Origin of the sequence: Labrenzia sp. THAF187b (genome assembly GCF_009363375.1) — a bacterium.
Lineage (GTDB): Bacteria > Pseudomonadota > Alphaproteobacteria > Rhizobiales > Stappiaceae > Roseibium > Roseibium algicola.
This window is the reverse complement of sequence record NZ_CP045344.1, coordinates 4,318,676-4,330,619: the sequence shown is the minus strand read 5'-3', so window position 1 is coordinate 4,330,619 and position 11,944 is coordinate 4,318,676. Positions and strand designations below refer to the sequence as shown.

General features: G+C 55.9%; 8 protein-coding genes and 1 tRNA gene. 2 read left to right on the top strand and 7 right to left on the bottom strand.

What is annotated here, in order from left to right:
- Positions 1–455: 455 nt before the first annotated feature.
- Positions 456–1,394 carry a hypothetical protein gene (locus FIV03_RS19980; RefSeq protein ID WP_152510723.1) on the top strand — a complete coding sequence of 313 codons (939 nt, stop codon included), beginning with the start codon at positions 456–458 and terminating at the stop codon, positions 1,392–1,394.
- Between the two features lie 70 nt (positions 1,395–1,464).
- Here the strand turns inward: FIV03_RS19980 and FIV03_RS19975 are convergent, their stop codons facing one another.
- The 3 genes from FIV03_RS19975 to FIV03_RS19965 form a co-directional block, all read right to left on the bottom strand.
- On the bottom strand, positions 1,465–2,205 hold the full coding sequence (locus tag FIV03_RS19975) for a cytochrome c biogenesis protein CcdA (protein WP_022998556.1): 741 nt from the start codon (positions 2,203–2,205) through the stop codon (positions 1,465–1,467).
- A gap of 126 nt (positions 2,206–2,331) precedes the next feature.
- Positions 2,332–3,399: a TAXI family TRAP transporter solute-binding subunit gene (locus FIV03_RS19970; protein ID WP_286202210.1), complete on the bottom strand. Its 1,068-nt coding sequence runs from the start codon at positions 3,397–3,399 to the stop codon at positions 2,332–2,334.
- A gap of 343 nt (positions 3,400–3,742) precedes the next feature.
- On the bottom strand, positions 3,743–4,036 hold the full coding sequence (locus FIV03_RS19965) for a hypothetical protein (RefSeq protein ID WP_031268452.1): 294 nt from the start codon (positions 4,034–4,036) through the stop codon (positions 3,743–3,745).
- Between the two features lie 371 nt (positions 4,037–4,407).
- On the opposite strand from FIV03_RS19965, the gene FIV03_RS19960 reads away from it, so the two are divergent.
- Positions 4,408–4,483, top strand: a tRNA-Lys gene (locus FIV03_RS19960).
- A gap of 238 nt (positions 4,484–4,721) precedes the next feature.
- Here FIV03_RS19960 and FIV03_RS19955 read toward each other — a convergent pair.
- The 4 genes from FIV03_RS19955 to FIV03_RS19940 all read right to left on the bottom strand — a co-directional run bounded on the left by FIV03_RS19955 (position 4,722) and on the right by FIV03_RS19940 (position 11,815).
- Positions 4,722–7,877 carry a multidrug efflux RND transporter permease subunit gene (locus FIV03_RS19955; RefSeq protein WP_152510721.1) on the bottom strand — a complete coding sequence of 1,052 codons (3,156 nt, stop codon included), beginning with the start codon at positions 7,875–7,877 and terminating at the stop codon, positions 4,722–4,724.
- On the bottom strand, positions 7,878–9,038 hold the full coding sequence (locus FIV03_RS19950; RefSeq protein WP_209009721.1) for an efflux RND transporter periplasmic adaptor subunit: 1,161 nt from the start codon (positions 9,036–9,038) through the stop codon (positions 7,878–7,880).
- A gap of 292 nt (positions 9,039–9,330) precedes the next feature.
- A complete protein-coding gene (locus tag FIV03_RS19945) occupies positions 9,331–10,158 on the bottom strand; it encodes a VOC family protein (RefSeq protein ID WP_152510719.1) in 828 nt (275 codons plus the stop codon).
- 28 nt (positions 10,159–10,186) lie between these two features.
- On the bottom strand, positions 10,187–11,815 hold the full coding sequence (locus FIV03_RS19940) for a CTP synthase (RefSeq protein ID WP_152510718.1): 1,629 nt from the start codon (positions 11,813–11,815) through the stop codon (positions 10,187–10,189).
- Positions 11,816–11,944: the final 129 nt, after the last annotated feature.

Sequence of the window (11,944 nt, the reverse complement as noted above, 5' to 3'; positions counted from 1 at the left end):
GCCCCGATCCACAGAACATTGAAAGATCTGACTTCCCGAGTGCTTCGGTTTGCTTTTCATTAACCATAATGCACACCTGATGAGGTATCTTCTTTGAGATTCGGTTTCAGGCTCGGAAAGCAGGACTTTTGGCAAAACGGAAGGCACAAAAATCTGTTCGGGACGTTGTCCGGGATACGTTCACGCCTTCGCGTGTCGGCCTGCTTTCCTGGGCATTTGCGGCCGTTTGCATGGGAACTGTCGGCCTTGCTTCCTATCAGTTCAGCAACGCCCACGGGCAATTCACACCGAAGTTCGATTTCCCGACGGGACTAGCCCTTCCCCCGGTCGGAAGCGTGGGGTCAACGGCCTCCATCACGTCATCTTCCGGCAGAGGGGTGCCGGTAGAAGTCATGCAGTTGCCGGAAGAAAGCGATCACGCCCCCCTTCCCGGTCTGGACCAGAGCCAGATCTCTGTGCTGCAGAAAGAAATCGTCGGGTTGCGTCGACGCCTTAGCGCACTTGCCGAACAAAATCTTGCATATTCGCGCCGCATCGCAGCACTGGAGAAGGAAGCCGCTTTTTCCAGGCTCTCTGAAGCGGAGAATACTGACAGAGACAGCGGCCAACCAGTGGAACCAAGCCCGGGCATCGTCCGCACTGAAATGACGGAAAAAGCGGAGAAACCACTTCCCGTCCCCGTAGCGTCGCCTAAAGCAAAACTCGTTGTTTCAAAGCCGAACCAGACGACTTCTGCGGCACCAGATCAGGCGGACACCAAGAATAAGGTTTCAACGCCTGCCCTTGACGTCCCCAAGGCGCCCCCCCGGATGGTCAGCATCGATTCCGGAACCGCTCCAGTCGACGCACCTAACCGAAGTTTCAATTCTGCCGAACCGGTCCGGATTGTCGACCTGCCAAGGGTAGATCTGCCCGCACCAGGTGGCGAACCCCAAGCGACAGGTTCAATCCCCTTGGCCGTTGAAGACAATACGCCTTCTACACCGCCCTTGCCGGAGCCGTTCGACGCAACACCTACCCAGACGACAAGTCGACCTGCGGTTATCACGCCTTCCAGTCCCGCCGGACGGCTTCGCGGTGGCGGTGACAGCAAACTGAAGCGAAGCGATTTCGGGGCGATTATCGGTCACTACAGCTCAACTGCAGCAGCAGCAAAAGCCTGGGCCGATTTCAAGAATCAAAATGCGGAACGCATGCGTGACCTTCGCCCGCTCCTGATGGAACGAAATACGCCTCAAGGCGGTATAGCCCTGATGGTCGGCCCGTTTGCCAATGCGGCGGACGCTGCCGTTGCGTGTCTTCACCTTTTGGATGTGACCGAGCTCTGTCACCCGGCCCTGTTCGCGGGCGATCCGCTCGTGACTGCTGCGGAATTTCGCGACACGGCGTTTTAAGGCAACCTGAACTAGGTAGATTTCAGTCGGTTGATGAAATGCGCCAAGACGAAGAACCTTGGCGCTGCGTTTACCCGATGGTCTGAAGCGCGGGGAACGTTTCCAGGAGCCAATAGGACAGGACCGCCATCTGCCCGGTCAGAAACATGACCCCGGTCAATACGAGAACGCCTCCCATGGTCTTTTCGACGACACCCATGTGCTTGCGGAACCGCCGCATGAACTTGAGAAACGGCGAAGCGAAAAGCGCTGCAATCAGGAACGGGATGCCGAGGCCGAGTGCATAGGCGCTCAAGAGCAAGGCTCCCTGCCCCACCGTTTCTTTTCCGCCGGCGACAAACAGAATGGCAGCCAGAATTGGGCCGACACATGGTGTCCAGCCAAAGCCGAAGGCAAGACCGATGACATAGGCGCCAAGTGGACCTGCAGGCTTTTTCTCCACGTGAACACGTGCTTCCTTGTAAAGCAGGCCTATGCGGAACACGCCAAGGAAATGCAGCCCCATGACGATGATCGCGGCGCCGGCGATATAGCTCAGGTAATCGAGATAGGCGCGAATGAACTGGCCAAGAAAACTGGCAGTCGCCCCCAGCAAAACGAACACGGTTGAAAAACCAAGCACAAAGAACAGCGCGCTCAGAAACACCCGGCGCGATGCGGCCGTGCTGTCTTCTGCTTCACCTGATAATTGCTCCAGCGAAACGCCCGCAAGGAACCCCAGGTAAGGAGGCACCAACGGCAGGACGCAAGGCGAGACAAAGGATAGGACACCGGCAAGCGCGGCGCCTATGATGGTGACTTCCTGGATCATTCGACATTCCGGTTGTTCAGGCAGCCCACCGGCAATCCGGCGAGCCTCGGAGCGACCTTATTAGCCGCTTCCCTGCTTTGACCAAAGACACAAGGTGCTCACCATTTGGAGAGCTGTGAACACCGGTCAGTTTGCCTTTGCCGGTGCGGTTGCGGGCACTAGGCCTTTTTCCTGGAAATAGGTCAATGCGCCAGGATGTAGCGGCGCCGGCATCCTGTAGGCAACCAGGTCATTTTCTGTCAGGCGACCAAGTGCAGGATGCAGACGCTTGAAGCTGTCGAAATTTTCGAAAACCGCTTCGACGAGTGTTGTCACGATCGGTTCCGGCATGCGCGCAGACGTTACGAAGGTCGCGACAACGCCGAAGGAGTCCACTGGCTGCGAAAGACCGTAAAGGCCCGCAGGGATGTCGGCCGGCATGTAGTAGGGAACTTCTTTCAAAAGCTCATCAACTGCCTCGCCATCGATACCAATCAGGCGAATATCGCAACGAGCCAGAGTTTCCTCGATCAACGCAGCCGGATGACCAATCAATTCGAAATAGGCATCAATTCTGCCTGAACAAAGCGCTTCAGACAGTTCCGATGTCTTGAGCTCTTCAAGATCTTCCTGATCGCTCTGCGTCCAGCCAAGGCCGCTGATCAGAGCGTTCCAGGAAGCTGCAGACCCCGACCCCTTGCTGCCGATATTTATCTTTGCCTCTTTCAAATCGTCGAAGACCCGATAGGAAGATTCTTCTCGAACGACGATCGTTGCGACTTCGGCATGAAGTGAAAAGATGGAGCGAAGTTCGTCGAACGGCCCGGCCTTTTCAAAGGCAGAGCTCCCGAGAAAAGCGTGGTGCTGCCAGTCGGACTGCACATAACCAAAATCGATTTCACCGGAACGAATCTTTTCGATATTGGCAATCGACCCCAGCGTGGTTTCGACTGAGCAACGAACGCCGTGGTCGGCGCGTGTCATGTTGACGATCTTGCAAGTCGCCCCGCCGGACGGATAATAGACGCCGGTAACGCCGCCAGTGCCTATCGTGATGAAATGCTGTTCATCCGCACGCGCGCCAGCGATTGCACCGCTCAACACCAGCAATCCCGCTCCCAGAAGGGCGGTACGACGGCTGCATGCGGTAATGGAACCGGTCAACTGGCGCGTAAAGGACTGCGCTGCAACGAGGGTCTCCAGAGACTTTGCCAAATGTTCCGCCCTTCTGCCGCCGACAAATATGGCGGTATCCTTCAACAACTCGGCTACACACCGACCGCAACAACCCAGCATCAGGCGCTGCAGTGCGACTCTTGCACATCTGGCTGCCGAGGCACCCGCAAGATTACGCAATGTCGAAGGGATAGCAGAGGCGACGCGTCAACACCAGTTCGGGACGATCGGTTCAAACACAAGTTACCGAGCCCATGACCGGACCGATAGCGCAAACACTTTGAAAAAATTTCTGATCAGAACAAATTTCGATTGAACAAATGCTACGGACGAGAATATGCCACGGTCCCCAACCCCTGGACCGGCCATACTCCAGACAACGTCAGTTGTTTCGCCCTCCCCGGATCACCTCAAAGAGCTTCCCCTTTAGCTCTTCTTCGGCATCACCGTCGCGAAGGCCCTGCCGCCACTGGTCAAGGATGAGACGCAAGCCGAGCGTTTCCCGGCTATGCGGAAGGTCTCCGATAAACGACGCGAAAAACAGGTCGAGCCGTTCCCGGTCGATCAAGCCCTGGTCGATCAATCCGTGAATCAGCGTCATCGTCGCCGCGATGTGCCCCTTCACGAAATCGAACTCGACGGAGCTCGTGTGGGTGTCGATTGTCGTTGTGTGCATGTAACCTCTCATGTGCCTGATAACGTTACCTCACATAGCTTTATTGCGCTACCTGACAGTTTTCGCAGGAGAATGATCGTTATTTTCTTAGAAGCGAAAATTAGCAACTAGAGTTAAAAAGAGTAAAATCAACTGTACTTGATATTACTATCAATCGCAGAGCCGTTGTTGCTAATAACATGTGCGAGAATTCACCATTTCCCAATTTTGGTTGTGTGTTTTCAACAGTGACCACTGAACAACGCTGTTTTTTCCTACCCTGTTGAAAAAATCGATTTTGCCTCTTGCATTGTCCTCAAGGTCGGCCTAAACACACGCCACCAACGCGGTGGCGCTGCAACAACGCACTGAACCGCTTCGGAAATTGGTGAGAGCCGATAGCTCAGCTGGTAGAGCAACTGACTTTTAATCAGTAGGTCCAGGGTTCGAACCCCTGTCGGCTCACCAATATTTCCAAAAGCTTACCCTTAAAAATTTTAAGCTTGTAGTATCTGCCGCTTGCTCGCCGCACGGTGGACGAGATCTGTGTTTTCACTATCCAAGTTCGCAATCCCGGGACCTGAGAACTTGCTGGCATTTGACCTAAAAGCAAAGCCGGACAACCCATCTGGATCGCCCGGCAAAACTAACCTTAGGTAAGATTCAAACAACGCAAAACCGTTTGCGTATTGAAAATTTTCTCAGATCAGGACGCAACAGGCTCCTGTTCCGTCTGGGTTTTTCCTTTTCCACCAAACCAGCTTTTGACGGTTTCACGCATGGTCTGCATGTTCACATAAAGAATCGGGATCATGAGAATGCCGATGCAGGTCGCAAACAGCATGCCACCGAACACCGCGAAGCCAATGGCTTTCTGACTGGCCGCACCAGCACTTGATGCCGTCATCAAAGGCACGACCCCCAGCAAGAACGACAAGGCCGTCATCATGACCGCCCTGAACCGAAGATGAGCCGCTTCTACTGCAGCATCCTTGATCGATTTGCCATCGGCCCTTTGCTCCATCGCAAACTCGACGATGAGGATGGCATTCTTGGCGCCCATCCCGACAAGCATGATCATGCCGATCTGCGTGTAGAGGTTGACATCCCCCCCAGTCGCAAAGACAGCAACAAGCGCCCCGAGGATTGCAAACGACACCGACATCAAGATCGCGATCGGCATCGTCCAACTCTCATATTGAGCGACCAGGAAGAGGTATGTGAACAAGATCGACAAAAGCAGGATGAACAGAACGATCTGCCCCGATCCGAGCTGCTGCAGTGCTGTACCGGTCCACTCGAGAGAATACCCGTCCGGAAGGGCTTCAGCCCCTGCGGCATTGACTTCGTTGATGACAACACCTGTTGAGGCTCCTGGTGCCGGATCAGCCATCACGGCGGCGGCACGGAACATGTTGTAGCGGGTCAGAATCTGCGGACCGAGGACATTCTGTGTCGTCAGAATGCTTCGCATGGGCACCATGGTGCCGTCGCTCGACCGCACATACAGTGCACCGATATCCTCCACCCGATCGCGGAACTTGCCTTCCGCCTGGATCATCACCTTGTAGACCCGGCCGAAGATGTTGAAGTCGTTGATATAGTACGAGCCCAGATAGGCCTGCAGTGTCGTGAACACATCCGACACATTGATGCCGAGCGTTTTGGCCTTTTCACGATCAAGATCAATAAAGACCTGAGGCACATTGGCCCGGAAAGTCGAGTAGGCGCGCCCAACCGCGGGACTCTGATTTGCAGAATAAATCAACGACCCAAGTGCCGACGACAAATCCTGCGGCGAACCTCCACCGGTTTGTTGCAGCATCACCTGAACACCGCCGGTCGTGCCAAGGCCCGGAATCGGCGGAGGGTTGAAGGCGATGATATTTGCACCAGGAATAGTCGAGAATTCCGCCCAGAACTTTGCAAGGATCGCGTCAATTCGAAGATCGGGTGCCTGACGGTCTTCCCAGTTCTTCATGGTCGCAATCACCAGCGCCGCATTCGAGGACGTTGCGCCGTTCAGGATGGAGTAGCCGTTGACGATGACGACGTCTTCCACACCTGGCGTTTTGGAGGTCAGGTCAACCACCTGCTTGGTGACGTTCTCTGTCCGTTGCAGCGACGCTCCATCGGGAAGCTGAACGTCGACCATCAGGTAGCCCTGGTCTTCCGAAGGCAGAAAGCCCTGAGGCAGTGTTCCGCCGAGTGTCACGATCAAGGCGACTGCCCCTGCAACAACGGCAAGCCCTATCACGGCGAAACGAACAAGGCGGCGAATAACAGAGGTATATCCGTTGCGTACCGAGGTGATGCCACGGTCAAACAACCCCATGATGCCGCGCGGCGGACCTGAACGAGCTTTCAGGATCAGGCCACAGAGAGCCGGAGACAGCGTCAGGGCGTTGATCGAGGAAATCAGCACAGAGACCGAGATGGTAACTGCGAACTGGGAATAGAGACGGCCGGTAATGCCTGGCATGAAGATTGTCGGAACGAACACCGCCAGCAGCACCAGCGTCGTGGCAATCACCGGACTGGTGATCTGTTCCATCGCCTTCGTCGTGGCTTCTTTCGGCGACAAGCCTTCATCGGCAATGATGCGTTCCACGTTTTCCACGACGACGATGGCATCATCCACAACGATACCGATGGCAAGCACCAGCGCGAACAGCGAAATCGTGTTGAGCGTCATGCCAAGTGCCAGCAGCACGGCAAACGTGCCGATCAGCGACACTGGAATGGCAACAGTCGGAATGATTGTCGCTCGCCAGTTCCCAAGGAAGATGAACACCACCGACACCACCAGAAGGAAGGTCAGGAAAAGTGTGGTGATGACGTCGTTGAGAGAAGCCTGAACGAAATCCGTGGTGTTGAAGGGAACGCCGTACTGCATGTCCGGCGGAAAATTCTTGGCCAGCTCATCGAGGCGAGCCAGCACGTTTTCCGATACCTGAAGCGCGTTCGCGCCTGGGGCCTGATAGATTGCCAGAACCGTAGAAGGCTTGCCGTTGTATTCACCGGAGGCGTTGTAAACCTGCGCACCGAGCTCGACGCGGGCAACATCGCCAATCGTTACGACTGCGCCGTCTGCACCGGTTCGCAGAACGATCTGCTCAAATTCTTCCGGTGAGGCCAGACGGCCCTTTGCCTTGATCGTGTACTGGAACTGCTGTCCGTCCGGAACCGGAGGCGCGCCGATCTGACCGGCAGCCACCTGAATGTTCTGGTCACGTACGGCGGTGATGAAATCCGTCGGTGTCATGCCCAGGCTGGTCAACCTGTCCGGATCAAGCCAGATGCGCATGCCGTAGGAGAAGTCGGTCATGACGTCTGCCAGACCAACCCCAGGCACACGGGCAAGTGCATCCTTCAGATTGATCGAGGCATAGTTTGACAGGAAGACCGGATCGTAACTGCCGTTTGGCGAAAACAGTGTAATGACCAGCAACATGTTCGTGCTGGCTTTCTGCACGGTCACACCATTGTTGGTCACATCGCTTGGCAGCTGGCTGTTGGCCTGACTGACCCGGTTTTGCGTGTTAACCGTGGCAATGTCCGGGTCTGTTCCGACAGCGAAGGTAACGTTGAGCGAATAGTTGCCGCTGTCGTTACTGGTCGACTGCATATAGATCATGTCGTCGACGCCGTTGACCTGCCCTTCGATCGGGGCGGCAACAGTTTCTTCCAGCACTTCGGCATTGGCGCCGGTATAGGTCGCCGTAACGTTTACGACCGGCGGGGTGATATTCGGAAACTGTTCAACCGGAAGCGACAGATACCCGAGCACACCGGCAATAGTGATAACAATGGAAATGACCAGCGCGAATTTCGGCCGGTAGATAAAAAAGCGTGAAAACATTTAGCTTTTCTCCGCCGGCTTGGAAGCAAGTACCGGGTTCACGACAACGCCGGGGCGCACTTTCTGCAACCCTTCGATGATGACCTCGTCACCTTCTTTCAGGCCTTTGGAGACGACGAAATTCGTGCCTTCCTGCTGACCCAGTGTCACGTAGCGCTGTTCCACCTTCTTGTCCGATGTGATTGCCAGCGCAAACGCTCCTTCCTGGTCCCTTTGAATGGCAGCCTGCGGCACAACCAGCGCCGTTTCCGTTTTCGGCGCTTCGAGAACCACCGTCACATAGGTTCCGGAAATAAGGCGGATGTCCTTGTTGTCGAATTGTCCGCGGAAAGAGATGGTGCCTGTCGCCGTATCGACCTGATTGTCGATGAAGACGATTTTGCCCTTTTCATTGTAGTCCTGCCCGTTTGGCAGAACCAGTTTCAGGTCCGGAGACTCATCCGGCTGGATATCGGCTGGGTTTATCCCGTGTGTCTTGACCGCGTTGAGGTACTGCGCCTCGCTGACGGAAAAATTGACGTAGACAGGAGCAAGACTGATCAAGCTGGCCAGTGAATTCGTTGTGGGTCCGACAACCTCGCCAACGCTGTAGGTGGTCTTGCCGAGCTGGCCGTCGAAAGGTGCTGAAATGTCGGTGTAACTGAGATTGAGCTCCGCTTCCTGCAGAGACGATTGCGCAGCTTCCACCGAGGCTTCCGCTTGCTGCTTTTGCGCCAAGGTCGCTTCGTAAGCCGCCTCGGAGAGGTGCCCCTTGTCTCGGAGGTCCCTGTCACGCTTCTCGTCGGCAGCCTTCAGTGCCGCGTCTGCCTTCGCGCTTGCAAGATCAGCCTTGGCCTTCGTCAGCGCAGCTTGATACTGCGCTTTTTCAATCGTGAACAACAGGTCGTCTTTCTTGACGACGGAGCCGTCCGGCACAGCTTTCTCTTCCAGGAAACCTTTGACGCGCGCCATGAGGTCGACCTGGTCGATTGCGGCGACCTGCCCGACAAAACGAGCGCTTTGGCGAATATCCTGGGACGCGATCTTGGCAACGGTCACCGATGGTGGCGGCGCTGCCGGAGCGGCCTTTTGCGAGTCGTCGGAGCACGCGGCCAGGAGAGCCGAGGTTGCAGCAACGAATGCTAGTTTGCGAGGGAAAAAGGCAAAAGGCGAAAAAGTCATTCGGGAACTCCGCAGTCCGACCATCAGGTCAAGGCGCATGATTTGGAGTTCACTATAAAAGGACTGGTTGATTCAACAAGTGAATTGTGCCCAGGCCGTGTGGTCTTGGCGGGAAAAATTCCTTAACGTTTTCAAAGTCACGTATACATTGCCCGGCACGTCAACCACGAAACGCACCCAACGGTTTATGCGCCGGCAAATATCCTGAATGCGATAAAGTGCGGCAAAGCCAGCCGGAGAGCGTGGGTGGTACGTCTACCGGCCAAGCCATCTCACAAAGAATGAACTTCTTCTATGAGACGACTGGCGACAGGATCAGTGTGAGCCCGTTGAGCTGGCCCGCCGGCACGATCTTGCGCTCATCCAATCCTTCGCAGCCGATTTCCAGAGCAACAATCTGCGGCAGGGAACCGGCAATTTGCGCAGCTGCGTCCGCGCCGACCAGTGACGCATACGCAGATGGCGTTAGCACGGAGATTGTCCCGCGAGCAGTCTTGAGCTCCAGACCCAGACTGGTGGCGCGCATTTCGCGCTGGCCAGTGAACCCACCCAGAAACTCGTGATGATCCGAGGGATCGCCGGCAACGAGATAGACCGTCTTTATCGTTGAAGCGCCGTTGGCATGATCCTGAAAGGCTTCTTTCCAGAAATTTTCGGGAAATCGATTCCTGCAGGTGAAATAGCCGATCTCCGGTGCAAGTGCATCACTCACGAATGTCAGGTCGAAGGCAACTTGCACCTTGCCGCCATCCGCCAGATTGGCGGTGCGCTCGAAGGAAAACGGCTCGTAGAGATCAAGTCCTGCCTTGCTGAAATCGTCCCTGTCTTTCGCAGGATCGGAACTGTCCAGCACCAGCATGCTGGCCCCTTCGTGCCGGGACAGGAAATCTCGGTTGAAGGCCCCAAACGAGAAAACCTTTTTAGAAGCCTCGAAAATGAGATCCCGATCGGCAACACTCAACAGCTCGACGAAAAACCCGTCGAGCTGAACCAAACGGTTGGCCGTTCCCCAGGAATGGCGATTTTCGGGGGTAACCGTGAAACCGAGGTCGGCCCACGCCTGGCCCGCGGCCTCCAGATCCCTCACCGCTACAACGACGTGATCGAGCCCGCGCACCATTATCTTGTCCCCTTCCCGCCTTGGCCGATCAGACCAGACGGCCCTGATGGATCGCTGCGCTTATGAAGGATGCAAACAGCGGATGCGGATCGAAAGGACGGGACTTCAGTTCCGGATGGTACTGAACACCGACGAACCAGGGATGATCGGCGATTTCGACCGTTTCCGGCAAAACACCGTCTGGCGATGTCCCGGCGAAAATCAGTCCGCATTTCTCGAGTTCATCACGGTAGCCGATGTTGACTTCATACCGGTGGCGATGACGCTCCGAAATGCTGGTCGTTCCATAGATTTCAGCAATCTTGGAACCGGCCTTGAGCGCAGCAGGATAGGCACCAAGGCGCATCGTACCGCCCAGATCGCCTTCGGCGTCGCGCACTTCCTTGCGGTTGCCTTTCGTCCATTCGGTCATCAGGCCGACAACAGGTTCCTTCGCCGGGCCAAACTCGGTGGAATTGGCTTCGGCAATCCCGGCGAGATTGCGCGCCGCTTCCAGAACCGCCATCTGCATGCCGAAACAAATTCCGAAATACGGGATCTTGCGGGTTCGGGCGAAGTGTGCCGCAGCAATCTTGCCCTCGGCGCCCCGCTCCCCAAAACCACCGGGAACCAGAATTCCGTGAACACCTTCCAGATAAGGGCTCGGGTCTTCCTTCTCGAAGGTCTCCGATTCGATCCATTCAAGGTTCACCTTGACCCGGTTGGCGATACCGCCATGGACCAATGCTTCGATCAGCGACTTGTAGGCATCCTTCAGAACGGTGTACTTGCCGACAATCGCGATCTTGACCTCGCCTTCCGGATTGGCAACCGCCTCGGAAATGCCGTTCCAGCGATCGAGCACCGGTGCAGGCGCCCCCTTGATGCCGAAAGCAGCCAGAACTTCGTCGTCCAATCCTTCCTTGTGGTAGGCGACCGGCACGTCGTAGATCGACTTGACATCATAGGCCGGAATGACCGCGCTCTCGCGCACGTTACAGAATAGCGACAGCTTCCGTTTTTCCGTTTCCGGGATCGGGCGATCACAACGGATCATCAGGATATCCGGCTGGATACCGATGGATCGCAGTTCCTTCACAGAGTGCTGCGTCGGTTTGGTCTTCATTTCACCGGCGCTCGGAATGTAGGGCATCAGGGTCAGATGCACATAGACGACGTCGCCACGTGGAAGATCGTTGCCAAGCTGGCGGATCGCCTCGAAGAACGGCAGGCCTTCAATATCGCCCACAGTTCCGCCGATCTCGACGAGAACAAAATCGTAGTCCTCGTTGCCGGTCAGAACGAAGTTCTTGATCGCATCAGTCACGTGCGGAATGACCTGGACGGTTCCGCCCAGATAATCGCCGCGCCGTTCCTTGGCGATGATGTCCTGATAGATCCGCCCGGTGGTGATGTTGTCCTGCTGGTTCGCAGGACGACCGGTGAACCGTTCGTAGTGACCGAGATCGAGGTCTGTTTCCGCACCATCGTCGGTCACAAAGCATTCGCCATGCTGATACGGGCTCATGGTGCCCGGATCGACGTTCAGGTAGGGATCGAGTTTGCGGAGACGGACCTTGTAACCGCGAGCCTGGAGCAATGCGCCCAGAGCTGCAGAAGCAAGACCTTTTCCAAGCGAGGAGACCACGCCGCCAGTGATGAAAATATATCGCGCCATGGACCAATACCATATCCTTGCCGAGGGCGCCTTGGCCACTCGGGAGTTGCGTTCTCAACACATAAAAATGCCCTGCGAGTTAAGCCGCAGGGCATATGTCGGGTGAATGGGCCAAAAGACCCGTTCGGC

Coding starts and splice junctions, on each gene's coding strand:
- FIV03_RS19975 (WP_022998556.1), bottom strand. CDS start 2,205: ATGATCCAGGAAGTCACCATCATAGGCGCCGCGCTTGCCGGTGTCCTA.
- FIV03_RS19965 (WP_031268452.1), bottom strand. CDS start 4,036: ATGCACACAACGACAATCGACACCCACACGAGCTCCGTCGAGTTCGAT.
- FIV03_RS19955 (WP_152510721.1), bottom strand. CDS start 7,877: ATGTTTTCACGCTTTTTTATCTACCGGCCGAAATTCGCGCTGGTCATT.
- FIV03_RS19950 (WP_209009721.1), bottom strand. CDS start 9,038: ATGACTTTTTCGCCTTTTGCCTTTTTCCCTCGCAAACTAGCATTCGTT.
- FIV03_RS19945 (WP_152510719.1), bottom strand. CDS start 10,158: ATGGTGCGCGGGCTCGATCACGTCGTTGTAGCGGTGAGGGATCTGGAG.
- FIV03_RS19940 (WP_152510718.1), bottom strand. CDS start 11,815: ATGGCGCGATATATTTTCATCACTGGCGGCGTGGTCTCCTCGCTTGGA.